General features: G+C 49.0%; 22 protein-coding genes. 5 read left to right on the plus strand and 17 right to left on the minus strand.

The window, feature by feature from the left end; genetic code table 11:
• Positions 1–9: 9 nt before the first annotated feature.
• The 3 genes from ABY044_RS01745 to ABY044_RS01755 all read right to left on the minus strand — a co-directional run bounded on the left by ABY044_RS01745 (position 10) and on the right by ABY044_RS01755 (position 3,892).
• On the minus strand, positions 10–588 hold the full coding sequence (locus ABY044_RS01745) for a YggT family protein (protein WP_373017510.1): 579 nt from the start codon (positions 586–588) through the stop codon (positions 10–12).
• Between the two features lies 1 nt (position 589).
• On the minus strand, positions 590–1,417 hold the full coding sequence (gene proC / locus ABY044_RS01750; RefSeq protein WP_373017512.1) for a pyrroline-5-carboxylate reductase: 828 nt from the start codon (positions 1,415–1,417) through the stop codon (positions 590–592).
• Positions 1,418–1,621: 204 nt separating this feature from the next.
• The gene (locus ABY044_RS01755) at positions 1,622–3,892 is read right to left on the minus strand and encodes a Calx-beta domain-containing protein (protein ID WP_373017514.1); all 2,271 of its coding nucleotides are present in this window, start codon (positions 3,890–3,892) and stop codon (positions 1,622–1,624) included.
• 226 nt (positions 3,893–4,118) lie between these two features.
• Here ABY044_RS01755 and ABY044_RS01760 point away from each other — a divergent pair, with 226 nt between their 5' ends.
• Positions 4,119–5,144 carry a hypothetical protein gene (locus ABY044_RS01760; protein ID WP_373017516.1) on the plus strand — a complete coding sequence of 342 codons (1,026 nt, stop codon included), beginning with the start codon at positions 4,119–4,121 and terminating at the stop codon, positions 5,142–5,144.
• A 278-nt stretch (positions 5,145–5,422) separates the two neighbouring features.
• On the opposite strand, the gene ABY044_RS01765 is transcribed toward ABY044_RS01760, so the two are convergent.
• Positions 5,423–6,124: a YggS family pyridoxal phosphate-dependent enzyme gene (locus ABY044_RS01765; protein WP_373017518.1), complete on the minus strand. Its 702-nt coding sequence runs from the start codon at positions 6,122–6,124 to the stop codon at positions 5,423–5,425.
• A 233-nt stretch (positions 6,125–6,357) separates the two neighbouring features.
• On the opposite strand from ABY044_RS01765, the gene ppk2 reads away from it, so the two are divergent.
• Both ppk2 and ABY044_RS01775 read left to right on the plus strand, forming a co-directional pair.
• Positions 6,358–7,152, plus strand: coding sequence for a polyphosphate kinase 2 (gene ppk2 / locus ABY044_RS01770; RefSeq protein ID WP_373017521.1), 795 nt, complete (start codon positions 6,358–6,360; stop codon positions 7,150–7,152).
• Between the two features lie 58 nt (positions 7,153–7,210).
• A complete protein-coding gene (locus tag ABY044_RS01775) occupies positions 7,211–7,447 on the plus strand; it encodes a hypothetical protein (protein WP_373017523.1) in 237 nt (78 codons plus the stop codon).
• Between the two features lie 34 nt (positions 7,448–7,481).
• Here the strand turns inward: ABY044_RS01775 and ABY044_RS01780 are convergent, their stop codons facing one another.
• Genes ABY044_RS01780 through ABY044_RS01810 form a run of 7 tightly spaced genes read right to left on the minus strand, consistent with a single transcriptional unit; the run spans position 7,482 to position 13,187 of the window.
• Positions 7,482–8,228, minus strand: a complete 747-nt coding sequence (locus ABY044_RS01780) for a hypothetical protein (protein WP_373017525.1) — start codon at positions 8,226–8,228, stop codon at positions 7,482–7,484.
• Between the two features lie 33 nt (positions 8,229–8,261).
• Complete coding sequence (locus ABY044_RS01785) at positions 8,262–9,548, minus strand: dihydroorotase (protein WP_373017527.1); 1,287 nt, start codon at positions 9,546–9,548, stop codon at positions 8,262–8,264.
• On the minus strand, positions 9,545–10,585 hold the full coding sequence (locus ABY044_RS01790; RefSeq protein WP_373017529.1) for an aspartate carbamoyltransferase catalytic subunit: 1,041 nt from the start codon (positions 10,583–10,585) through the stop codon (positions 9,545–9,547). The genes ABY044_RS01785 and ABY044_RS01790 overlap by 4 nt, the downstream gene beginning before the upstream one ends.
• Before the next feature lie 2 nt (positions 10,586–10,587).
• Complete coding sequence (gene pyrR / locus ABY044_RS01795; protein ID WP_373017531.1) at positions 10,588–11,097, minus strand: bifunctional pyr operon transcriptional regulator/uracil phosphoribosyltransferase PyrR; 510 nt, start codon at positions 11,095–11,097, stop codon at positions 10,588–10,590.
• Between the two features lie 37 nt (positions 11,098–11,134).
• Positions 11,135–11,575: a Holliday junction resolvase RuvX gene (ruvX, locus tag ABY044_RS01800; RefSeq protein ID WP_373017533.1), complete on the minus strand. Its 441-nt coding sequence runs from the start codon at positions 11,573–11,575 to the stop codon at positions 11,135–11,137.
• Entirely contained in the window at positions 11,568–12,125 is a 558-nt protein-coding gene (locus ABY044_RS01805) for a YqgE/AlgH family protein (protein ID WP_373017535.1), read from the minus strand. Before ABY044_RS01805 ends, ruvX begins: the two co-directional genes overlap by 8 nt.
• 18 nt (positions 12,126–12,143) lie before the next feature.
• Positions 12,144–13,187 (minus strand): FAD:protein FMN transferase, encoded by a 1,044-nt coding sequence (locus tag ABY044_RS01810; protein ID WP_373017538.1) that lies wholly within the window; start codon positions 13,185–13,187, stop codon positions 12,144–12,146.
• Between the two features lie 111 nt (positions 13,188–13,298).
• On the opposite strand from ABY044_RS01810, the gene ABY044_RS01815 reads away from it, so the two are divergent.
• Positions 13,299–15,932 carry a methyl-accepting chemotaxis protein gene (locus ABY044_RS01815; protein WP_373017541.1) on the plus strand — a complete coding sequence of 878 codons (2,634 nt, stop codon included), beginning with the start codon at positions 13,299–13,301 and terminating at the stop codon, positions 15,930–15,932.
• Between the two features lie 77 nt (positions 15,933–16,009).
• Here the strand turns inward: ABY044_RS01815 and gshB are convergent, their stop codons facing one another.
• From gshB to metK, 6 genes are all read right to left on the minus strand, one after another.
• Positions 16,010–16,969 (minus strand): glutathione synthase, encoded by a 960-nt coding sequence (gene gshB, locus ABY044_RS01820; RefSeq protein ID WP_373017543.1) that lies wholly within the window; start codon positions 16,967–16,969, stop codon positions 16,010–16,012.
• 107 nt (positions 16,970–17,076) lie between these two features.
• Positions 17,077–18,369, minus strand: coding sequence for a glutamate--cysteine ligase (gene gshA, locus ABY044_RS01825; protein ID WP_373017545.1), 1,293 nt, complete (start codon positions 18,367–18,369; stop codon positions 17,077–17,079).
• 168 nt (positions 18,370–18,537) lie between these two features.
• Positions 18,538–20,940, minus strand: a complete 2,403-nt coding sequence (locus tag ABY044_RS01830; protein ID WP_373017548.1) for an ABC transporter substrate-binding protein — start codon at positions 20,938–20,940, stop codon at positions 18,538–18,540.
• A gap of 111 nt (positions 20,941–21,051) precedes the next feature.
• A complete protein-coding gene (locus ABY044_RS01835; RefSeq protein WP_373017550.1) occupies positions 21,052–21,792 on the minus strand; it encodes a 16S rRNA (uracil(1498)-N(3))-methyltransferase in 741 nt (246 codons plus the stop codon).
• A 16-nt stretch (positions 21,793–21,808) separates the two neighbouring features.
• Entirely contained in the window at positions 21,809–22,666 is an 858-nt protein-coding gene (gene metF, locus ABY044_RS01840; RefSeq protein ID WP_373017552.1) for a methylenetetrahydrofolate reductase [NAD(P)H], read from the minus strand.
• A gap of 106 nt (positions 22,667–22,772) precedes the next feature.
• Complete coding sequence (gene metK, locus ABY044_RS01845; protein WP_373017554.1) at positions 22,773–23,933, minus strand: methionine adenosyltransferase; 1,161 nt, start codon at positions 23,931–23,933, stop codon at positions 22,773–22,775.
• Between the two features lie 292 nt (positions 23,934–24,225).
• Here metK and ABY044_RS01850 point away from each other — a divergent pair, with 292 nt between their 5' ends.
• Complete coding sequence (locus ABY044_RS01850; RefSeq protein ID WP_373017556.1) at positions 24,226–26,037, plus strand: GGDEF domain-containing protein; 1,812 nt, start codon at positions 24,226–24,228, stop codon at positions 26,035–26,037.

The raw sequence follows: 26,037 nt of genomic DNA on the forward strand, positions 1-26,037 counted from the left end.
ATTTTAAGCTTACAGAAACCCTTGCGCGATTTGGGCAAGAGAACCGACCACGACAATTTGAAATAGTTTGATTGCCAAAATGGCGACCAACGGCGATAAGTCCATGCCACCGATAGGAGGAACGAGTCTTTGAAACGGAGCCAATATCGGTTGCGTTAATTGGGTGAAGATCACCATGTTCGGGTTGTAACCGGGCGAAACCCAGCTAAGGATGGCTTGAATGATAATCAGCCAGAACATCATGTCGAGTAGTTGGTTCATGATTTCGGTTACCGCTGCCAAGGCAATGGCAATCACGCCGAATTCCCGTCCGGTCAACATGCCGATACCCCATACGAAAATCGCATGAATCACCAATGCGGTGATGATCGCTGCCCAATCCCAGCGCCCGCGGGTCGATAGAACTTTGTTGACAGGCGCGCACAGCGGATTGGTGACTTTGGCGATGAACTGGACGATCGGGTGACGCCAATCGGCATGCGTTGCACGCAATAAGAAGCGCAGCATTAAAGCAAAAATGACTAAGCCGACAACAAATTGAAGTAAATAGAGGCCGCCTTGACCGACCGGTGAGCTGAGAGTTTCCATGTTAAACGTCATCTCCTAATTCGTTTGCTAGTTCTTCGGCGCGGTTTTTGGCCGCGAGCATCGCTTTTTCGACCATTTCACGCAATCCTTGGTTTTCAAAGGTATTGATGGCTTGTTCGGTGGTACCGTTCGGCGAAGTTACATTTTTGCGCAACGTCGCGCAGTCGTCACTGCTTTCCATGACCATTTTCGCTGCGCCCAACGCAGTTTGCATCGTCAATAGGTGTGCCGTTTTCGCATCCAGTCCCATCGATTGTGCAGCTTGTTCCATGGCTTCCATGAACAAGAAATAATAAGCCGGTCCACTGCCGGAAAGCGCGGTGACGACATCAATTTGAGACTCTTCCTGAACCCAGATGGTCAACCCGGCAGCCCGCATAATGTGTTCGGCCTGATTCTTTTGTTCATTATTAACCAGTTCGTTGGCAAATAGCCCGGTTGCGCCGCTTTGAATCAGGGCAGGGGTATTGGGCATGGTGCGCACGATTGCAAGATTACCGCCCAGCCAACGGTTGATGTCGCCCGTACGAATGCCTGCGGCAACCGAGATAATCAGACTGTTTTTTTGTTGAACTGCGGCTTGAATGCTTTTGCTGACGTTTTGCAGTATCTGCGGTTTAACCGCCAGCACAACCACGTCGGCTTGCTGGACGGCTTCGTTATTTTCCGCGAAGCAGACGATGCCGAAAGTGGCAGTCAGGTTGTCGCGCTGAGCTTGTGTAGGGTCGGCAGCGATGATTTTATCTTTTGGATAACCGCTGGCGATTAAACCGCCAATCAGGCTTTTTGCCATATTGCCTGCACCGATAAAACAGAGGGTTGCTTGCATAACCGAAGTGTTCCGTTTTTCAAAGTTAGAATGTTGCTTATTATAAAGGATAAACGCTTAAAAAATAGCCTAAGCCGGCAGATGCTTTGCAGGATTTGAAAAGTGGGTGGGAAAATGAACGGGTCGGTTCGAACTTTGTGTGTCGGTTGAAATAAAAACACCGCATAAGAGCGGTGTTTTCAAGTCAAATGGGCCGCTTCAATCCTATGGGGCAAATGTGGTAGTCGCGGTGCCTAACACTTCAGGGATTGGAGGCGTTTCTTCGTACATATATTTGAAGCGACGTACATAGCTGTCGCCGTCAATGCCGCCGTGTTCGGCATCGTCGGCATGCATGCCGTATACGAAACTAGGACGAATGCTTTGGTACAGCAATTCGACGTCGACCCGGAACGCGGCGGCTTCACGGCCGGTTACGTTGACATTGTAAGTGACTGTGTCTTTCCCGTCCGAACCCGCAACGTCTTTACCTGTGGCAAAGTTCGTATCTGCAGTGGCCGCACCGGTAACGTCGTCGTCATACTGCCCCGGAGTGACCGGGTTAGGATGGCGGTTTGCCAACTTCCAGCCGATCGGCGGAAGTCGGTTGTCTTTCAAGTAGGTATCGGCATGCAATAGAACATGGGTAATGTCGCCATTGAGATCGCCCATAACCGGCTCGTAAATTTGAACCTGAGACGGGTCGGTGATGATGTCGTGATGCGGTTCATAGCAGCTTGTATAGTCGAAAGTCGCATCGGTTTTCTCGATCGCCATACATTTATAGTTGATGAAGTTGGCATCTTTATCCAATTGGCCGTTGGCATCGACGTTACCGGATTCGAAAACCACTGTGTTGGTATCCGTGTCGGTCACGGTCAGGTGTACCCACATGCGTCGTGACGGGAAGCTGGTCGGCAAACGATGCCCGGTTAAGTTGGTGATCGTGACCGGAACGCTTAAGGTACTGCCGCTTAAAGAAGCACTAACGGCAACGTCGGCCGCGGAAGCCAGCATGCTCTTCGACTGGGCGATTTTCTGGTCGAAACCGGCCGTAGTGGTTTTATCGGAAATTCCTAGTTCCACCATGTATTTACTCAATAGCCCTAACAGATAGCTGTTGCCGCCGACGAACTCGTGAACCGAGAATACGCTGTCGGCGGAATCGCTGCCGCTCGGTCTGATGGTGGCCCCCGTCGGTTTGGTGGTGATTGGGGTTGTGTAATTAGGTTCCGGCGGCGCCATGTGGCAGGCTTGACAGGTTTTACCTGTGGCCGGATCCGAATACTGGCTGTTCAGCCAATCCCAGTAAGGGGTTTGTTCCGGGAATTGAGCGATTTTGCCGTCAACCAAATGCGGGTCGCCGTTTAAGTCCAGGGTCGGCGTATAAAGGTTGTGACAAGTGGCACACATCGCCGATTCACGGATGTGGGCTGAATATTCAGGCGTGTATTGAGTTTGCGTTTGCATCGCATTACCCATCGGGCTGACAAACGGTCCGAAGATACTCGGATCGACTACGCCGTTGTCGTCTGCGGATTTGATGGTGTAATGTCCGCTCATGCTGGAAAGCAGGTTTCCTTCGGGTGTGCCGGAGCCCAGGGTCGGATCTTGAATCTGGTGGCAGGTTGTACATGAAATCCCTTCGCGCGCATGCGGTTCGGTAATTGCAGTCGCAAAAGGGTAACCGCCGTCAGGTGATAATCCGGTCGGGTCATCCACAAGGCCGATTAGCGTTTGGTGAGCGTGAGTCGATGCCATTGGTGCGTGGCATCTTAGACAGGTGTCTTCGATAAAGACTTTCTTGTCTGGGAAGATATGCACTTCTTCTTCGACCACGGCATTGTAATATGGGTCGTTTAGCGAGTGAGCCATGACGCTGTGCTTCCACTGAGTCGCAGGACTGACATCGGTGCCGCCGGAAATCATAACGGTTGGCACCGCCGTTGTACTTCCCGTATGGCAGCTAGCGCAGGTGGCGGCATCGGTGAATACGCCGCGAGTTCCCCATGTAGAAATGTAAGTCGGGTTGTTGAACATGGAACTGTGGACCGGATCTAGCAGCGAAATTTCCGCCTGTGCATCGGCTATCGTCGCATTAGTAGGCGAACTGAGGTTGATAAAGAATGTTTTGGAAGTTGAGGTGTCTCGCGTCTCGATCAGCGGAATGTGAATATCGAGAGTTGTCGTACCGGCCGTGAATTGAAGCGTTCCGCTTGTTGCGGTGTAATCTTGTCCGGCTAATGCGGTGGAGTCGGCCGTTGCGTAGTTAACCGAGATGGTTTCAGTGCTTGCTTGGGATAACGTCACGGCAACTTCTAAGCTGGTGGTGGTATCCAAAGCCTGGGCATCGGCAATCGATATGGTAATCGCAGAAGGATCGCTCGTGTCGTCACCGCCTCCGCCGCCTCCGCCGCAAGCGGTTAGAGTCAGGGCAATAAACATCAAGGCCAGGGACTTGAAAAAGGAGGGGCTGGCGAGTATTTGACTACGCATAAGTCGAGATTTCCTGCTGATAAATAGGGAAGGGAGTTCGATTATTACAGCACTATGAATTATCGCAGTCAAAAAAAACCGTATTATTTTTGATGCAAATCAAGTGTGAGGGGGATCGTTTTAAAGTTTTGGCGTATGCGGCCGATAATCCATTCAAACTATATAAAAAATAAAAAAATATAAACCGCGCAAGCGTTTTACTTAAACCAGAAAAGAGTCGTTTATTATGTTGAATTCCATCACGCCCAATTCGCTTCTCAACCGTTTGTTCGACGACGGTAAAACGGATAAGAAAGATTCGTCGGATCTTAGTAATTTAATTCAGGCCAAACAAAAAGCGGATGCTTTAAAGAGCGCGGGTCAAACGCCGCAGGATTCGGTATTTACTTCCGATCAGGCGAAAATGGCGGCGGCCAGAATGCAGCAGATCGAACAAGCTTATCAATACAGTGAAACCATGAGTTTGCAACTGACCACGCGTGAGGGCGATACGGTTTCGGTCGACTTCCGTCAGCTTTACGCTCAGTATCAATCCGAGCGTGTTCAGCAGCAGGCTGAACAAGGGCCGCAAGGCGTTCGCTACTTTGAAAGTCGTGAAACCATGGAAATGACTGCGTTTGAAGAGCGCCTTGCATTTTCGGTTGACGGCGAACTGAACGAGGATGAATTGCAGGCGGTCTTTAAGGTGTTCGAGCAGGTAGACAGCCTGGCGAACGATTTTTACGGCGGCAATGTCGAGGCTGCTTTGCAAAAAGCGATGGAGTTGAATATCGACTCCGAGCAATTGTCGGGCATGCAGTTGAATTTGACTCAGACGACGGCGGTTTCGACCAGTTATAAACAAGCGGCAATGGCTCAGTACGAAGCTTTGCAAAACCAAGGTTCCGCGACGGATGCAGATGGGGAAAAGACACCTGAAGCGTACGGTGTTTCGATGTCCGATCTGCCGCCTTATTTGCAGAAATGGCAAGATACGGTGGAACGTTTGGATCAACAGTTTGAGAATGCACAGAACTTTGTGGATGAGTTAATGGCGAAAGTGGCCGAACAGCGTTTTCCGGATCAAGAAGACCGTCAGGGCTGGTTAGAGCGTTTGCGTGCATTCCATGACCAACTTTCCGAGTGGGCCGGTCAAAATCAGGGTGTAAAACAACCTGAAGAAAAAACCTCATCCCAAGTGATTGATTTGCCTGAAAATAGCGAAAAATCCACAGAAAATGTGAAAGAAAAAGCTGTAGAAAGCTCGGAATGAGCCGATAACTTAAATTAGAGAGGCGACGAGTTTTGCCATAGAGCAGAGTCGAATAAGTCGCCCTTGCCGTTTAACGATCGGACTTGATCAAGGTACGATTTTAAATGGTTCAAAAAGGAGATCGGGCCGGAATCAGCTTGCTGTTCCGGTTTTCCTCTTTCTAGACGTCCGAAAATTTCTTTTGGTTACTTCCCCTTCAAGAGCAGAGCTTTCCAATTATGCGGTGTTGAATATAATCCGCCTTTTTGAGATGGTTCTTACGGGTTTATTTTGTTTGTTTAATGCGCATTCGAATAATCTCGCGCGCCGAAAATATCGGTTCCGATACGTACAATCGTTGCCCCTTCCAGAATAGCCGCTTCCAAATCTCCCGACATTCCCATCGATAAGGTATCAATTCGACAGTCCGGTAACTGTTGTTGCAGTTCGTCGAGCAGATTTTTCATTTTGGCAAACGGAATGCGTTGACTCTCAAAGTCGGTGGCGGCTTGAGGAATGGCCATCAGCCCGCGCAGATTTAAATTCGGCAAGGAGGCTATTTGGGGAGCGGCCTCCATTAATTCCTGTGGGGTGAATCCGGCTTTGCTGCTTTCACCGCTGATGTTGACTTCCAATAAGATATTCAACGGTGGCATGGATTGCGGACGTTGGTTGCTGAGTCGTTGCGCAATTTTTAATCGATCGACACTGTGAACCCAATTAAAGTGTTCGGCAATCGGTTTGGTTTTGTTGGATTGGATCGGGCCGATAAAATGCCAATCCAGTTCGGGGTGTACGGCGATCTTTTGCAGAGCTTCTTGTAGATAGTTTTCGCCAAAAGATTTTTGCCCTTGTTCGGCAAGTACTTCAATGTCCTCAATCGGTTTGGTTTTACTGACCGCCAATAACGAGACGGAATCGTCGGCACGGTTTGCATCTGCGACGGCGTTTTTTATGCGGTGTAAAACTTCTTCGTAGCGTTTGATTAATTCAGCGGGCATTGTCAAACCTCTTATGCAAAATCTATATCGGAATGCACTTTTCTTGTGTGCAGCGTGTGGCCATTATACTTTTTCTGTTTTATCTTGGGCATGAAGTGCATGGCACCAAAACCGTATAAGACTTATTGAAATTGTTTTAGGTCAATTATTTGGCCGGAACGAGTTCAGATGCGATGTCTAGGGGCGTATACTGAAAAGAACGAATCAGAGAGAATGGATACATGGAGGTGCGGATGAAAAAAGTGAAATCGAGTGAAAGTAATTATCCTTACGAGGATAAACTGCCTTTTAAAGAGTATATGGAACAGAAGCGCTTATTGCAGATAGAGTTGTTGAAGATGCAGCGCTGGGTGAAAGAGAAAAACGAACGGATTGTGATGTTGTTCGAAGGGCGTGATGCGGCCGGAAAAGGTGGAACTATCAAGCGTTTTATGGAGCACCTCAATCCTCGCGGTGCACGTGTGGTGGCTTTGGATAAGCCGAGCGAGATTGAAAAAGGGCAGTGGTATTTTCAGCGTTATATCCAGAATTTACCGACGGCAGGAGAGATCGTATTATTTGACCGTTCCTGGTACAACCGTGCGGGTGTTGAGCGCGTAATGGGATTTTGTACGCCGCCTGAATACATGCAGTTTATGCATCAGGCACCTGAATTCGAGCGCATGATTACGGCAGACGGCGTTCGCCTGATGAAGTTTTGGTTCTCCGTCGGCAGAAAAGAGCAGCTGCGACGTTTTAATGCGCGTAAGCATGACCCGCTTAAACAGTGGAAATTGAGCCCGATGGATTTGGCGTCATTAGACCGTTGGGAAGAATACACCAAGGCGAAGGAAGATATGTTCTTCTACACCAATACCACCGAAGCGCCTTGGACGGTCATTAAGTCAAACGATAAGAAGCGCGCTCGTTTGGAAACCATGCGTTACGTTTTGAATATGATTCCCTATGAAGGCAAGGATGAAGCGGTGATCGGCAAGCCGGATCCTCTGATTGTGAGTGCGGGTGAAGATATTTTTCAGCACGATTAAAAATGGGTTTGTGAATCGTGAGTAAGGTGATGAGATTCAGTTGAAAAAGGAAACAGATATGAATATGAAAATCGAAGACCACGCGGCAAATGTTGTGAAGCGTTTTAAGGAGATGCTAAGCGAAGAACAAGTTGCCGTGATTGGTGACGAGCACTTTGAAGAGCTTGAAGTATTGATTGAAGCGGCTATCGGTTCATCCGAGGCGAAAGCGTTATTGGATGCGGTTGTTCAGGTTGAAACCTTGGCGAGGTCTTTAGCCAAACATGCCGCGGCGGTGCAAAACTTAAACGAATAAAACAACATTTAGCGGTCGTGATTGGCGTTTCCGGTTAAACGGATGCAACCGTCACGCCGTTAAAGCTTACCCAGTCATAAGGCTGGCAGAGCGCTTTACAAGCGCTGAGCTGTTCCTGTGTAAGGAATGCAATGATCTGCCAATTCAAATGGGTGATTTTGTGCGGCATGGATTCTTCCGTCGCTTCGCGTAAGCGTTTTTCGCTTTCCAACCAGATTTTGAACAGCTCCTCTAACCCGCCGTCGATGCAGCCCGGTAATCCTAAATCGCTTGCTAGACGATTGGGGATGTTCCAGTCTTCCAGTAAAGGACAGCTTCCGATGGCTTCGGGCGGAAGTTCCGGCAGCATGTATTGTGCGGGTTTAATCACAAAAGGGAATCCCGCTGTAGCATGCAGTAAAGCCAAGTAGGGTTTTTCGTCCTGAGTACGGATTTTCAGCCTTGCCTGCATCAAGAGAGGGGCGATTCCAAGATCACTTCCCAATAATAACGTTGCTTGATCGGAACGGGTTTCAATCGGCAATGTAATCGTCGGCTCTTCCGAAACCAATAGAGCGGTTTGCGTTGAAGCCAGCCATTCATCCGGCAAAGCTTTCATGCTGAGCAGTTGTAATTTGTTCGACTGGGTTTGAAACAGAGTGAGCGAGATTTCAGCGTGATCTTCGAAATAGAAGACAACACCCGGTACGGAAGTCGGTTCTTCCAACTCCAATGTCAACAACCAGAAACCGCCCGGTTGTTGAGTTTGACGAATATTGGCAACGCTTAATTTTTGATGCATGCTGTTCCGATCCGTTAGGGACTTAATCAATCGTTAAACCGGATTGTTGCGGTAAACCGGACGTCCCTGGAATAGGGTCTGTTCAACCATGCCGGTAAATTCCCAACCGATAAACGGCGAATTTTTGCCTTCGCTTTGCATTTTGTCGGCTTCAAGCGTCCAGGTTGCATTTGGGTCGACGATGCAAAGGTCGGCCGAATTGCTTTTATCCAAACTGCCGATATTGCGACCTAGAATGCTTGCCGGCGTTTGAGTGACGCTGCGCACCGCCGTCATCAGGTCAAGCTGGTTTTCATGAACCAATTTCAATAACAACGGCAACAGTGTTTCCAATCCGCTGATGCCGGGCTTGCTTTCTCCGAACGGCAGCAGTTTATCGTCTTTTTCCAATGGCGTATGGTCACTGACGACGGCATCGATGACGCCGGTTTTCAAACCCATCCGCAACGCTTCTTTGTCTTGCATGCTACGCAGAGGCGGTGTGACGTGGAAGAGGCTGTTAAATCCTAAAACGTCCATTTCGGAAAGATGCAGTTGGTGAATCGCCACGTCGCAAGTGACCGGCAGGCCGCGTTTTTTGGCGTCGGCGATCATTTCAACCGAGCGCGCACAAGACAGTTGCGAGAAATGCGCGCGGATTCCGGCTTCTTCCACCAGCAACAGGTCGCGCGCTAAAGCCGTCGTTTCCGCCGATGGAGGAATGGCGGGCAAGCCAAGTCGCGAACTGACCGGACCGCTGTGGGCAACGCCGTTGTTTTTTAACTTTTTGTCTTCACAACGTAACATGACCACCAAATCATGCGACACCGCGTATTCCAAAGCGTTTTTTAAGGTCAGGGGATTTTGGATCGGTTGGTTGGCTTGGCTTAAAGCAACGCAACCCGCCTGTTGTAACGAGTACATACCGCTGAGCAATTCGCCCTGCAGACCTTGGGTTAGGGCACCGATCGGCATGACGAATGCCGTCGCGGCCTGACGGGCACGGCGCTGAATCAATTCGGTGACCGCCTGGGAATCATTGACCGGTGAAGTGTCCGGAGGGCAACATAAACTGGTCACGCCGCCGGCGACGGCGGCTTTGGTTTCCGATGCGATGTTACCGGCATAGTTGTTGCCGGGATCGCCCAGGCGCGCCTGTAAATCGACCAAGCCCGGCAAAATCCATTTGCCGGTGGCGTCGATTTCCTGATCGGCGGTGAAGCCTTCCGGTATTTCGTCGCTGATTCCGACGATACGGCCGCGGGAAATATATAAGTTAGTGACTTTATCCAGATTTTGGCTTGGATCGATAATACGTCCGTTGTTGATCGCTAATCTCATTCCGTAACCTCCTTAAGTTCCGTTTCCAGTTCAAGGTAGGCCTGTTCGGCTTGGTGCTGCGCCAGTTGGGCGGCGTTGCTCATAATGATAGACATGACGGCCATTCTCACGGCAATTCCATAGGTAACTTGTTGAAGGATAACGGACTGCGGTCCGTCCGCAACTTCGGAATCGATTTCAACACCGCGGTTGATCGGTCCCGGGTGCATGACGATTGCATCGGGTTTGGCAAGCGCAAGACGCTCTTTAGTCAGTCCGAACAGTTTAAAGAACTCTTTTTCACTCGGAATCAGGGCGCTTTTCATGCGTTCGTTCTGCAGACGAACCATGATAATCACATCGACGTCTTTCAGGCCTTCTTCGATACTGTCGTAATAATGAACGCCCATCGCTTCCGGGTGGGTCGGCATCAAGGTTTTTGGGCCGATAACGCGGATTTCCCGGGCTTCCAGAATGCTCAGCGCTTGAATTTGCGAACGTACCACGCGAGAGTGCAGAACATCCCCGACAATCGCGACTTTCAAATCATAGATGTCACCTTTATGTCGGCGAATCGTGAACATGTCCAGCATAGCCTGAGTCGGGTGTGCATGTTGGCCGTCTCCGGCATTCAGGACATGAACGTGCGGTGCGACGTGTTGGGCGAAAAAGTGTGCCGCGCCGCTTTCTGCATGACGGATAACGAACATGTGCGCCTGCATCGCCTGCAAGTTCCACAGCGTATCCAATAAGGATTCGCCTTTTTTGGTAGCCGAGGTGGCAATGTCTAAACTGGCGACGTCGGCGGACAGGCGCTTTTCGGCAATCTCAAACGTGGTACGGGTTCGTGTACTCGGCTCGAAAAACAGATTCATGATGGTTTTACCACGCAGAATCGGTACCTTTTTGATCTCGTCGGTTTGAGGGTTGATAAACGATTCCGCGGTATCCAATATTTCCAGCAAATGGTGCTGTTTCAAACCTTCCAGGGTGAGGAAGTGTTTGATTTTACCGAGTTCGTTGAGTTGAAGGTTGGGGGCGGATAAACGCGAACTCATGCTTACTCCTCTTCGCTTTGATCAACAATGGATACGGTGAGCGGTTCCGGGCCCGAAACCTTGAGTGTTTGGGTGCATTCGATCGACATGCCGATCACATCTGCTTGAATCGGAAGTTCCCGGCAGCCTTTACGATCCAGTAGGGTGACGAGCGTGATCGATGCGGGGCGGCCGAAATCGAAAATTTCGTTCATCGCGGCACGCACCGTACGGCCGGTGTAGAGTACGTCGTCTACTAGAATGATGTGCTGGTTATCAACTTCCCAAGGGATGTCCGACGGTTTGACGGTCGGGTTCAATCCGATTTTGGAGAAGTCGTCACGGTAGAAGCTGATATCGATGACGGCCAACGGATCTTCCAACCCCAGCTTTTGATGCAGGGCTTGGGCGACCCATTCGCCACCGGTACGAATCCCGATCATTTTAGGGGATTGCTGCAAAATCGCTTTGTGTTGCAGTACATGGCTGATAGTTTCAATCAGCTCATCGACATCAATATCAAGTTCCGTCATTTGTGGTTCCCATAGACTTGTTTTCGGTCAGGAGCATTCATGATTCTTTGTTTTCGAAAAGAGATCGGTTGGACTCTAACCAGTTTTCTAAAATAATTTGCGCAGCGTGGTCGTCGATATGCGTCTGTTTTACCCGGCGACTTTCGGCTTCAATCGAGCTAAGTTGTTCTTCAATGTAAAACACCGGGCAATGATAACGTCCACTCAGACGCTGGCCGAACTTGCGCGCCGGTTGGGTTAACGCTTGCTCGCTGCCGTCGAGTCGCATCGGCAGGCCGACTACGATGGCGACCGGTTGCCATTTTTCGAATAATCGGGTGATGTGTTCCCAATCCGGTTTACCGTCCTGGCTACGGACAATCGCTTCCGGTGCGGCGGTTTGAGTAATGGTTTGACCTACGGCAACGCCGATGCGTTTTAGTCCGAAATCAAATCCCAATACGACGCCGGCCAGTGCCTGCGGTTTACGGTTAGGCATGTCCGGCCTCGGCCGTCAAAAATTCCGGTGAAATGCCTAGGGTTCCCAGTGCGACTTCCCATTTCGAATCGACGTCGGTGTCAAACAGTAAACTTTGATTGTAGGGAATCGTTAGCCAGCTGTTGTCTTGAATCTCTTGAGCGAGTTGTCCCGGTTTCCACCCGGCAAAACCGAGGCAGACCACAAATTGTTCCGGCCCTTCGTTTCGCGATAAGGCTTCCAGAAAATCATCGGATACGGTCATTGCCAAACTGTCCGAAAGCGTCATGCTGCTTTTCCAGTTGCCAATAGGGTGGTGCAGGATAAATCCGCGTTCCATATCCACCGGTCCGCCCATCATCACTTGGTCCGTTAGGAACGGATAATTTTCTTCGGTATGGTAGTTAAAATGCTCCAGCAACTCTTGGACGTTGAGTTTATGCGGCAGATTAATGACCAATCCCATCGAGCCGTGATCATTGTCTTCGACTAGATAGATGACGGTTTTTTCAAACCAGCTATCGTCCAGACTGGGCATGGCGATGAGGAAGTGATGTTCGAGTGAATGCATTTGTTTCATAGTTGCAAATTATAACAGTTTGGTGCGTTTTGCCATGGCTTTTGTTTGCAGGATATTGTCTTGTTGATCGATGACTAAAACCTGTTCGATTCCCATCTTTTTAGCGACTTCCCGCCAGTGTTCGGGGCCGGCGATCAGAATGGCCGTAGCCGCCGAATCGGCGGTGGTGGCATCGGGGTGAATGACGGTCACCGAGGAGAAGCCGGAGGCGGGTTTGCCGGTATTGGGATTAAGTATGTGACTGAATCGTTTGCCTTGCCATTCAAAAAAGCGCTGATAGGTTCCGGAGGTCACAATACTTTCGTCGCCCGACAGGTGAATTGCGGCAATCGCTTTCGAGGCATTTTTGGGATCTTGAATACCGATTGACCAAGGCTGCCCGTTTTTCATGCCGATAACCCGCATATCGCCGCCGATGTTGACCACCGCGTTTTCGATGCCTTCCTGTCTGAGCTGATGAATGGCGATGTCGAGCGCCAGTCCTTTAGCGTTGCCGCCGAAGTCGAGACTGACATCCGGGTTACGGCTGTAGAGTAGGTTGCCTTTAAAGTAAAGGTCGGCAATCGAGGGACGGGTTTTTAGCCAATGCTGTATCTTGGCTTCCTCAGGCGGCGGGCCTGCCCAGTGTTCGCTGTGAAATCCCCACAAGGCAATCAGTTCGCCGATGCCCGGATCAAACAGGTAATCGCTTTCCCGGGACAGTTTTTGCGATTTAATGATGAAGTTTTTGACCGAGTCCGCGACTTCAATCGGTTGCCGGTCGTGGATGGCTTGATTGATTTTGCTGACAATGCCGCCTTTTTCCCAGGCATGCCACTCTTTATGAAAGGTTTGAAAACGTTGCTCGACTTCATGAATGGCTTGTTCGGCCGGTTGTTTGTCTTGCGTGTAGGTCGTTATTTCGACCAGGGTTCCGAAAACCACCAGTTCGGCTTTCGTTTCCACTTCTACGGGTTTACAGCCGTTAAGTGACATGAACGTTGCGATGAACAGAAAAAAGGCGAATATCCACGACTGGGAGCGCATGTCGATTAGGAGTGAAAGGGATGGCATATTGTGGCTTGGATCATGCTTTTATTTAAAAATCTAGTATATCTTAAATCAGTTTGGTTATCATAGGCGCCAAACTTAAATTAAACCTTTAAATACATTGTGGATAGTGACTTGACGGCTACAGAAGATTTACCCCAGAATTCAAGCCTTGGCGGCAAGGAAAGAGAAGTCGCCGATGGCGTGATTATCGTTTCAAAAACCGATCTTCATGGAACAATTACTCATGTAAACGATCCCTTTGTCGAGGTCAGTGGATTCACCCGCGAAGAGCTGATCGGTCAGCCGCATAATATTGTCCGCCATGCGGATGTTCCAAAAGCCGTATTTGCCGACTTGTGGAGTACCTTGAAGCAAGGTAAAACCTGGGTTCAACTGGTTAAGAACCGTTGCAAAAACGGTGATTACTATTGGGTGGAAGCCAACGTCAGTCCGATCGTCGAGAAGGGCGAAGTAGTCGGCTATATGTCGGTACGCCGCAAGATTTCCGATGAACAGAAGAAAGCGGCTCAAGCATTGTATCAGCAGATTGCCCAAGGCAAGAAGCAGCTGAGAAACGGTTACGTTCAAGAGTGGCTGAAACGTTATAACCTGGTGCGCCGAGTCAATCCGCTCTTCATTTTGATGTTCATGATTCTACAGATGAGCGTTTTCGGTATTCTTGAAGCGTTAGGGGTTATTTCAATTCACTGGATAGTGCAATCGGTGGTGTTGACCGTGGTTTTATTGTTGGCCTTTTACGTTAACCGTTACGTCAAATCCCAGGTGAATACGTTCGACCGGCTTTTAGCGGCGGCCTCGGAGGGTGATTTTACTGCGCATGTCGATACCTACGGCAATACCTGGTTGTCAAAACTTGCCGGTGACCTGAAAAAAATGCAGATTCAGATGGGTGCGAGTTACGAACATAATCGTGTTCAGTTATTACAGAATACACGTTTGAAAACCGCTTTGGATAATGCATCCACTTCTATTTTGGTGGCGGATAATCACGGTCATATCATTTATTTAAACCAAGCGCTTACGGACTTGTTCGGACAGCATCAATCGGCAATCCGGCAAGAGATTGCGGATTTTGATGTTGATCGCCTGATTGATCGTTCGCTGGACGTTTTTTATCAGAATCCGGAACGCCAGACACGCATTCCCGCCGATTTGAATTCGGTTTGGGAAGCGGATATTCAATTAGGCGATATGTTGTTTCATCTGGTTGCGCAGCCGGTGCTGGATTCCGAAGGGATTAGAATCGGATCGGTGGTCGAATGGCTGGATATGACTCAGCAGCGCAGTATCGAAGCACGTTTGGATGGCGTATTGAGATTGGCGGCTAAGGGGCATACCGATTTGACTTTGGATAGCAAAGGCTTAGACGGTTTTTACCTTTATACGGCCAATAACATTAACGACCTGTTAAAAAGTTTGAACGGTGCGGTCGAAGATGTGGTCAAGGTCATGACGGGATTGGCTCAGGGCGATATCCAAAGCAGGATAGAAACGGAGTTGAGCGGTTCTCTGGCGGCGATGAAAGGCGCTGCCAATGTTTCCTTGGATAACCTGAGTGGAATCATTCAGCATATCCGTGAAGTGGCCGCTTCGGTTTCATTGACGGCGGCAGAATCGGCCAAGGCATCCGACGACTTGTCCGCACGTTCGCAACAGGCGGCGGCGACTTTGGGTGAAATCAACGAAGTGATGCAGAATATCGATCGACTTCAGACTCAAAATACCCAATCCCTGAACGGCATTTCGAATTTAGCTAACGAAGCGATTAATCTGAATCAGCAGGCGCGTCAGTCCATGGATGCTTCGATGAGTGCGATGGACGGCATTAAACAAACTTCCGAGAAGATCGGAGACATTATCGGTTTGATTGACGGTATCGCCTTCCAGACCAATTTGTTGGCGTTAAATGCCGCCGTGGAAGCCGCGCGTGCCGGAGAGCATGGACGTGGTTTTGCCGTGGTCGCCGGAGAGGTCAGAAATCTGGCGCAGAAGTCGGCCGAAGCCGCTAGAGATATTAAGGGATTGATCGAAGAGTCGACCCGGAATGTTAACCAGGGCTCGGAGAAAGTCCAGGCGACTCACCGCGTTTTCGGAGAGGTCGATACTGGAGTGACTAAAATCAGCGAGACTATGGATGAGGTGATGCGTTCGATTCAGCAGCAGCAAGAGAGCGTTCACGAAGTCAGTGAGGCGATCGGCGATCTGGATCAAAATATCCAGCAGAATGCCAGCCTGGTTGAAGAGACTTCGACATCGGCGGGTAATTTAAGCGATCAGGCAAGAATGTTGAATGCCGAGGTTGGTAAGTTTAAGTTGGATGAGTCGGTGACTTCCAAACAGAAATCCTCACCGGTGATCGACGGGATTAAATTGTCAGAAGTGCGTCAAAAAATGAATGTCTGGAGAATTACGGCACAGTCTTATATTAACGGAATCGGCGTCGAGCTTGACGAAGCGGCGGCTGTCGATGCCTCTGCCTGTGCCGTCGGGCATGCTTTGGATTCTATCGGTAAAGCATGTCCGCAGGTTCGCAGCTATCCTCTTTGGGAACAAATCGATACCGATCATCGACGTCAGCATGATCTGTTGGCAGAGGCGTTGCAGATTCGTAATAAGATGGATGGTTCGACCGATATTTCACAGCGTGAAGCGTTAAGTCAGTTGGTGGATGAATTTGTGATGGTGACGGAAAGGTTGGATAACGGTCTTATCGCGTTGGAAGGTCAGCTGCTTAAGCAGATATAAAGGCGTGTCAGGTTTATCTGATTTAGTTTTAAAACGGACCGAAAGGTCCGTTTTTAATTTCTATTGCCGTAAACGGTTTAGGCTTGTTTGAGTTGTTGCTCTAAACAGTCGAACAACGTTCCTGCAATATTCAATTTGAATTGTGCATCCAGTTCCCGAATGCACGTCGGGCTGGTGACGTTGATTTCGGTAATGTAATCGCCGATCACGTCCAAGCCGACGAAATACAGCCCCTTCGCTTTCAAGGTGGGGGCAATCTGTTCGCATAGCCAGCGTTCCCTGTCGGTAATCGGCATGCCTACTCCGGTTCCGCCGGCCGCAATGTTTCCGCGAGTTTCACCTTCGGCGGGAATGCGGGCCAGGGCATAGGGAATCGGTTCTCCGTTGATCAGAAGAATGCGTTTGTCGCCCGCCTTGATTTCAGGCAGATAGACTTGAGCCATAATATGGTGCTTGCCGAAACCGGTCATGGTTTCAAGAATCACGCTGATGTTTGGGTCGTCATGACGCACTCGAAAAATCGAACTTCCTCCCATGGCATCCAAGGGTTTGAGGATGGTATCTTTGTTTTCCTGTATAAACGCCTTGAGCTGATCCATTCTTGCGGAGACCAAGGTGTTTGGAATACATTGCGGAAACCAGCTGGCAAACAGTTTTTCATTGGCGTCACGCAGACTCTGCGGTTTGTTGACCACCAACACGCCTTCCGCTTCGGCTTGTTCCAAAATATGGGTACTGTAAAGGTAGTCGTTGTTGAACGGCGGGTCTTGGCGTATCAGAATGATATCGAGTGTGTTTAACGCGATCTCTTCGGTTTTGCCGAAGCCGTAATATTGCTCTTCGCGTTTGCGGTCCCAGACTTTGAGTTCGGTACTGACGGCGCAGGCCTGCCCGTTTTTCAGGTAAAGGTCTTCCGGTTGCATATAAAACAAGTTGTGACCGCGACGTTGTGCTTCCAGCAACATCGCAAAGGAGCTGTCTTTATAGGGCTTGATCTGTTCGATGGGATCCATCACGATGCCGACATTTAAAGTCATAAGTCATCCTTGTTTACTGTCTCGGTAATACGGTTTTGTGGTTTTGACCGTATTGCCTAATGCTTGGGTTTGTTTTCGAGTGCGATCGAACCTGGATACGCCGTAAGTTATTTGTCTTTTTTCGCATCGGCGAGTTCGCGTGCCGCTGCCAATAAAGCCAAGCGAGCGATGACACCGTAAGCGTAAAAACGGTTCGGCGATGCGTCCGGCGATTGGTTCGTGTCCGGGATCACGCACGACTCTTCAAACGACAGGGGTTCGAAATGCATGCCCGGAGAGTTTAGGTTGTCGGTAGCCGTTTTGCCGGTATGCACACGATAAAAGCCGCCGATGACGTGACTGCCGATCATGTATACCACCGGTTCGGCAACCGCGCCGTTGATTGTTTCGAAAGTATAGACCCCTTCCTGAACCAGCATGTGTTCGACTTGCAAGCCTTCTTTAACCGAAGCCATTTTGTTTCGCTGCTTGCGGTTCAAATTTAAAATGTCTTCCGGGGTGTTGACCGACATGATTGCCATACCGTAGGTGCCGCTGTCCGATTTAACGATGACGAACGGTTTGCAGTCGATGTTGTGGGTATCGTAATATTTTTGAGTACTTTCAAGAACCTGGTTGACCGAGCAGGCGAGGTTTTCCAGACCGGTGCGTTCTTTGAAGTTGACCGGGCCGCATTGTAGCGAAGTCGGGGCTACCAGCCAGGGATCGATGTCGATCAATTCGGCAAAACTGTTGGCAACATCAGAGTAGTGTTTGAAATGTTCGGTTTTATAACGGTTGGCCCAGCCTAAATCCAAAGGCGGTAACAAGGTTTGATCCAGGTTTTCCAAAATTTCCGGACGTCCGCCGGATAGATCGTTATTCAACAGTACCGCACATGGGAAGAAGTCATCCACTCCGACTTTATCGTCTTGTCGGCGAATCGGTTTTAAAACTAAGCTGTTTCCGGAAGGCAGTTCAATTTCCATCGGCTCTTCCAGGTCCGGCAATAAGGAACCGATCTGCACTTCGTAACCTGCGTTTTCCAGGATGGTTTTAAGCGAAAGTACGTTTTCAAGGTAGAAAAAGTTTCGGGTATGGTTTTCCGGAATGATCAGGATGCCGTCGGCAATGGGGCAGATTTGGGTGACGGCCGTTTGCGCGGCGTGAACGGCCAATGAACGTAAGTCCGGATGAAGGTTGTTAAACCCGGCCGGGAAGAGATTGGTGTCAACCGGTGCCAATTTGTATCCTGCGTTGCGAAGATCAACGGACGCATAGAAAGGCGCCGGCGTTGTCATGAACTGCTTTCGGAACCAGGATTCAATTTCGGTTCTACGGTCAAGTAGATGTTTTTCCAGCTTTAATAGCGGGCCGGTTAATGCAGTTTGTAAGTGAGGAACTTGATTGGTTGACAGCATTGAGTTTCTCTTCGTGAGTGTGAATTTTTAGGGCGATCCTGCTAAATAGATCGGCAATAGGATTTGTTTAGATTGCCAGTAGTCCCTGTGATAGCTGAATATTATACATTGCAGTTTTTAAGACTGGGTAAACTTATAAGCTGAATTTCAGCATAACCGACGGCGGAATTATGGCTTGGCGGTTAATAGTTGAATGCAGCTGACGACTTGGTTTTTACCTTGATGTTTCGCCATATAAAGAGATTGGTCGGTTCGGGTAATCCATTTGTTGATCGGTTCTTTCTGTTTGTATTGCGATACGCCGATACTCAAGGTTTGTCTGATGTTTTCGACAAATGTCTCTTCGGCGATGCCCGAACAGATTTTATTGGCAAGGATCTCTGCTTGATCAAGTTGGGTGTCAGGGCAGATGATCAGAAACTCTTCGCCGCCCCAACGGCCGAAGGTGTCCGTTTGGCGGATGGAAGATTGTATCCATTGCGTGGTTTGAAGCAAAATCTCGTCGCCGACCATGTGGCCGTAGGTGTCGTTTACTTTTTTGAAGTCGTCCAGGTCGATCAAAATCATACTTAACGGATTTTTGTAGCGGTTGGAGCGCAAGCTTTCTTGAATTAATACCTGATCAAGATAGCCTCGGTTGAAGGCGCCGGTTAAATGATCCGTTGTCGAGAGTTTTGCCAGTTTTTGGTTGGAATCGGTCAGCTCCTGTTGCGTATGAATTAAATCTTTGTTCAATTTGCTTAAGCGACGCGTGTACAGGCTGATGACAATCAAGAATAAAACAATTGGACCCAGAATCGAGATCAAGGCCTTCCATTCGATTTCCTTTTTGTAGGCGACTTGTAGCCAAGGATCGGTTAATTGGTCTTGAGTGTGCTCACTCATGGTATTAAGCGCTTTTTGTAAGATGCTTTGGAGTTCCGGCCAGTCTTTGCGGACGGCCATGGCTAAATCGGCTCTAAAAGGGGTTTCGCCGGAAATTTGCAGATTGGTGAAGTTCTGTTTCTTGATGATATGGCTAATTGCCGCAACATTGTCGATATAGGCATAGGCTTTGCCCGTCGATACCGCTTCCATGCCGCTCAGAGCCGTATCAACCAAAAGTAGGGGGATTTCGGGATAGAGACGCTTAAGTTGTTCATGCGACGCATAGTCTTTGACGACGGCAACCTTACGGCCTTTAAGTTTCGCCATGTCGGCGATAAACGGTTCGCCTCTTTGGGTTGCGATGACCATCGGGAATTTCAGATAGGGTTCTGTGTAATTGGTGTATTGGACGCGCTCTTCAGTTTTGACGACGGCAGAGAACATATCCAGTTCTCCGGTCTTAACTTTATGTACCGCTTCGGACCAGCTTAAGTTTTTTTCGGGTTTGAAAGTGATGCCGGTCGCTTGGCTCAAGTAGTTTAGGTAGCCGGCCGAAATGCCGCTGAAATGGCCTTCGTCATCTACAAACTCAATCGGTTCCCAGGCTGAATCGATAGCGACGTTCACGATAGGGTGCTGCAGAATCCACTCCGTTTCCTTGCGGGTAAATTTTGAGCTGGGATTCTGAGGGCGATAAATGCCTTCTTTCAACGAAAAACTTTTATCGATCAATCCGTGTTTTTTAAACAGATCCTGGATGAAACGCAGGCGGCCTTCGTCAACCGTGCCGATCGGCATCGATTTGGAGACCATCATCTCTTCGATGACATCGGCTTCGAATAGTAGGTGTTCGAGTGTTTTGTCGACTTTAAGTTCGTTTCGAATATATTCTGCGAGTTCTTTTTTATGGCTTAATGCATATTCCCAGCCCCGGATACTGGCACGTTTAAAGCGTTCGACTCTGTCCGGATGTGCACTTGCTTCGTGTTTGCTGGTAAATAACATGTCGCCATAGAGGTCGATGCCGTAACTCATCGGACGGATAAGGTTGATTTCGTAGCCATGTTTTTTTAGGTAATAGGGTTCGTTGGAAAGGTAGCCCGGATAGGCGACAACCTCTCCGCGGGAGAGCATGGTCGGAGACGACGTTATTGTGAAACGTTTATATTTCGGTTTGACGCCGATTTGCGCCAACATCGCTTCCAGGGCAAATCCATCGGCATCGTTATTATAGAAAGCGACCTCTTTGCCGTCCAGATCGTAGGGGGTGTTGACACCACTCGATTTCAGGGTGATAAAGACCTGAGGGGAATGTTGGAAAATGGGGGCGACAATCACTACCGGCTGCTGGCGTGCTTGATAGAGTAATAGGATGCTGTCGCCGATGCTATAGTCGGCTTCGCCGTTGATGACCTGTTCGATATTGTTGCGATGAATATCTCGTGGACGGATCTCGACATCCAACCCTTCATCTTCATAGAAGCCTTTTATTTTAGCGGCATAGTAACCTGCGAATTGAAACTGGTCGAGCCATTTGAGTTGGAGGCTGACTTTTTCCAGTGGCATGTCTGCATGAGATTGTGCGATATTCGGAGCAGGTGTCTTGCCGTTCTCAGCGGTTTGCGAAGCGTAGCCGATGGCGCTGTTAAGAAGCAGTAAAAGCGGAAGCAGGAATTTAAATAGGCGGCTTTCGAACGGGTTCAATGTTTTATTGCTTTAAGGATGGTAAAGATGTTTGTAATTATAGCTTTTTGAGAAGGGGATTTCGACTTAAGTGTTTGATTATTTTAGTAGATTGTTAATTATACGAATGGACTACAGATCACCCCATAGCAGTTGTAATCCGGCCAGAATCGTCGGTCCCGCAGTTTCGGTGCGTAAAATTCTTGGGCCTAGACGGATAGGGGTAAGGCCTTTCTGAGTCGCTTGTTCGACTTCTTGTTCTGTTAATCCGCCTTCCGGGCCGATCAATAGGTGGATCGGTGTGGAATCTTCAGGACGGCTGACGGTGTTCAGATTGTGTTGTGCATAAGGGTCGAGTGTGAGGCCGAAAACGCCCGTATCTCCCAACGATTCAAGCCAGGCCGGGTAGGTCAATATCGGCAGGATTTCAGGCATCGTGCAGCGACCGCTTTGTTCGCAGGCACTGATGACGATTGCCTGCCATTGAGCACGGCGTTTTTCCAGTTTATCGTCGCTGAGTTTGACTTCGCAGCGCTCGGAAAAAATCGGTTGAATCTGTGAAACACCCAATTCCACGGCTTTTTGCAAGGTGTAATCCATGCGATCACCACGTGAAATGCTTTGAACCAGAATCGTATTCAGGGGCGATTCTACTTGCGGTTCCGACATGTCTTCAATGCATAAATCGGCACTGCGTCTACCGGTGACGATCAGGGTTCCTTTGGCTTGAAGTCCGCAACCGTTGAAGATTTCAACCGGGTGTTGGTTTTTCAAGCGTAACACTGTCAGCACATAGTGAACTTGTTCTTTGTTCAAAGCGATGACTTGTTTGGGTTGGTAGTCACCCGGTAGGTAGAGTCGAGGTACGCGCATGGTTGGTAACGGTCTCTTACTGGCCTTTGAAGCTTAACGCTTGAGCGATTTTCAAAGTCGGTTCAAGCTGGTTCATGCTGTAAAAGTGGATGCCGGGAGCACCAGCGTCCAATAGACGTTGCGACAATTCGGTGACCACGTCCTGGCCGAATGCCATCAGGCTCTCTTTATCGTCTTCAAAACTTTCCAGGCGGCACTTCAACCAACGAGGCACTTCCGCGCCACAGCCTTCGGAGAAGCGAATCAGGTTTTCGTAGTTGGTGATCGGCATCACGCCCGGTACGATCGGCAGGTCGATGCCGTGTTTTTCACAGTTGTCGATAAAGTACAGATAGCTGTCGACGTTGTAGAAATATTGCGTGATGGCGGAATCGGCGCCTTGATCGACTTTGTGTTTAAACCATTTGAGGCCGATTTCGCAGTTGCGTGCTTGCGGATGCGTTTCCGGATACGCAGCGACTTCCAGGTGGAAAGTGTCGCCTTTTTCGGCTTTGATGAAGGCGATCAGATCGCTGGCGTATTTGAATTCGCCCGGATCCATCATACCCGACGGCAAGTCGCCTCGAAGCGCAACGATACGCTTGACGCCCATGTTTTCATAGGTGTCCAACAGCTCCATAACGCTTTCTTGCGTTGCGCCGATGCAGGTCAGGTGTGGTGCCGCATCGTAAGGCGTCTGTTCTTGGATGTAGCGCACCGTTTCCACGGTTTTTTCTTGAGTTGTTCCGCCGGCACCGTACGTCACGGACATGTATTCCGGATTCAACTGGCCATAGCCTTCAATCACGGCTTTTAGCTTTTCACTGCCTTGCTCCGTGCGTGGCGGGAAGAATTCTAAGCTTAATTTTTGTGCATATTTTTGCTGGGACTTCATGCTCTAAACCTTGGTTTGGTGAAGTTTGAAAGCCACCAGGCTTGGTGGCTTATATTTAAGCGATTCGATCATGCCCGAACGGGTTTACCTTCGGGGTTGGTCTATATTACAGACCGGCCGCTGCTCTCAGTGCGTCCGCTTTGTCGGTTTTTTCCCAAGTGAATTCAGGAAGTTCGCGCCCAAAGTGACCGTAAGAAGCGGTTTTTTGATAAATCGGACGGTATAAGTCTAACATGCTGATCAAGCCTTTTGGTCGAAGATCGAAGTGCTCTTGAACCAATTGTGTGATCAATTCGATGGCGACTTTTTCGGTACCGAAAGTTTCGATGCTGATCGAAGTCGGTTCGGCAACGCCGATCGCGTAAGAAACCTGGATTTCGCACTTATCCGCCAAGCCCGCTGCAACAACGTTTTTTGCAACATAGCGTCCGGCGTAAGCGGCAGAACGGTCAACCTTTGAAGGATCTTTTCCAGAGAAGGCGCCGCCACCGTGACGCGCCATACCGCCGTAGGTATCGACGATAATCTTACGTCCGGTCAGGCCGGCATCACCAACCGGTCCGCCGATGACGAAACGGCCGGTCGGGTTGATGTGGTACAAGGTGTCTTTGTGTAGCCATTCTTCAGGCAAGACCGGTTTGATGATCTCGTCCATGACCGCTTCACGCAGTGTATTGGTGTCGATTTCCGGATTGTGCTGTGTGGAAAGAACCACCGCGTCAATCGCTACCGGTTTACCGTCTTCATAACGTAGGGTAACCTGGCTCTTCGCGTCCGGGCGAAGCCATGAAAGCAGACCTGATTTTCTAACGTGCGCCTGACGTTCCATCAAACGGTGGGCGTAGTGAATCGGAGCCGGCATCAACTCTTCGGTTTCATTGGATGCGTAACCGAACATCAGACCCTGGTCACCGGCGCCTTGTTCGTGGTTGTCGTACTCGTCGACACCCATCGCGATTTCAGGTGATTGCTTACCGATAGAGGAAAGCACTGCGCAGGTTTCGCCGTCGAATCCAAGGTCGCCGTGGTCGTAGCCGATTTCTTTAACGACTTTGCGTACAAGTTCTTCCTGGTCAACCCAGGCTTCGGTGGTGATTTCGCCGCCAATCAGAACCATTCCGGTTTTGACGAAGGTTTCGCAGGCAACGCGCGCTCTAGGATCTTGTTCCAGAATAGCGTCAAGCATCGCATCGGAAATCTGGTCTGCAATTTTATCCGGGTGGCCTTCTGAAACGGATTCGGAAGTAAATACGGTAGTTTTGGTCATGATTGTTCCTCGAAAGAAGTTATTAAGTTATTACGAGGTACGGAAAAATCGGCGGGAATAGCTGTTTCCTCGCTTTAGCCGTACTTTTAATGCGCCCGCAAGCTGAAAGTCAAATCGGCGCTAACCTATTATTATCTCATTTATAGCGCTCCAGTCAATGCCGGATTGGTAAGTTTTTAATCGGCCTTGGCTTTGTTTCATGAAAATGTCATCTGCATGTCAGCCGTTTGAAATATCCAGTCGATAAAATTCGCCTATTTCCATAAAGCAAATTTATCAGGGTATTGATGTAATGGTGGAGTGTAATCACTTTGAGGTGTTGCCGATCAATGAGCGGCTAAAACACAGTTTATCGGATTCTTCTTTGGGTCGAGAATTGTTGTCGATTTTCACCCTGAAAAGTCTGACGCCTGTGTTTCAACCTATCGTCGATATTCAAAACCGTAGAGTATTCGGTTTTGAAGCCTTGTCGCGCGGTCCCGAAAACTCGCCTTTGTACTGGCCGTTGCATTTATTTCATGTGGCTGAGGAGCACGGCTGCCTGTTTGAAATGGATTTGCTTGCCCGGCAGATTGCGATTGAAAGTTACAATCGTTACGGGATGGGCGAGTATTTATTTGTGAATGTGACGGTGAATGCGTTGATGCAAAGTTCTCATCGCCGTAGCCAGACATTGGATTGTTTGCAGAGTTTGGGTATTGATGTATCGCAAGTGGTGATTGAAATTACCGAGTTGCAACCCGTCGAAGATTTTGATTTGTTTATCCAGTCAATTAACCACTATCGCGAAATGGGCTTTAAAGTGGCGATCGACGATTTGGGCGGCGGTTATAACGGTTTGCGAATTTGGTCGGAGGTGAAGCCGGATTTTGTCAAAATCGATAAACACTTTGTATTTGATCTAGCCGAGAATAAAGATAAGCAGCGTTTTATCGAGACGATTTGCGCGTTGGCTAAAGGATTGCATACCAAGGTGATTGCCGAAGGGGTTGAGGACGAAGAGACCTTAAGAGCTTTGGAAAAAATCGGCGTGGATTATGTTCAAGGATATTTGTTTAAAAAGCCTCAGCCGGAACCGACGTTGCAATTGGACTATGCTTGGTCGAATGAGATTGATAATGATTTGCGCGAAGACGAAACGGCAGCTTGCCTGGTGCGTGAAACCTCAAGTGTTTTGCCTGATATGCCGGTGAGCGAAATTACCGAAATTTTCTTGCAAAAGCCCGAGTTGGATTATATTCCCGTCGTCGAGAACGGCCATGTGATGGGGATGGTTTGGCGTAGGGAGGTGATGGATCTGTTTGCAAGTCGATTCGGGCGAGACTTACATCAGCGTAAACCGATTAAAAAGATCATGGATAAATCCCCGGTTGTAATCGATAGTCAGATGCCCTTGGTGGAATTGAGTCGGATCGTAACGGAATATGAGGGGAGCCATCGCGGTGATGTGTTCATCATCACTAAAGACAAACGATATCTGGGGTGCGGTTGCTTTATCGACTTGTTGAGAGCCATGACCGATTTGAAAGTCCAGAGCGCGCAATACGCTAATCCTTTATCTGGGTTGCCCGGTAACGTACCGATTCAAAACTCGATTCGTTCTTATTTAAGTCGCCAAATTGATTTTATGGTGATCTACATTGATATGGATCACTTTAAACCATTTAACGATTATTACAGTTTTGAAAAGGGCGATGACATTATTCGTAACATGGCCAAGATTTTGCACCATCATACTAAAGAGAGTACCGACTTTATCGGTCATATCGGTGGGGATGATTTTATTATCATTTCTCCGCGAGTGAAGAAGTATCAGACGATTTGCGATGGTATTCTGCAAGAATTTAGAGAAGTAGTACCGAATTATTATGATGAAAAAGATCGCAAAAGAGGGGCGATTAAAGCATTGGATCGTGACGGAAAAGAGTGTGAGTTTCCAATGATTAGTTTGTCTTTGGGAGTGTTGCTGGTTTCTCCTGGGGTGTTCAATCATCAGCAGATGTTGACCTCTTATGCCACCCGCGCCAAAAAGGCGGCGAAATCAAAGGGTGGAAATACCTATACGGTGATTGATTCCAAGCAATTGGATGTTCCTAATATTTAG

The sequence above is a fragment of the Thiomicrorhabdus sp. genome, from assembly GCF_041583835.1.
GTDB lineage: Bacteria > Pseudomonadota > Gammaproteobacteria > Thiomicrospirales > Thiomicrospiraceae > Thiomicrorhabdus.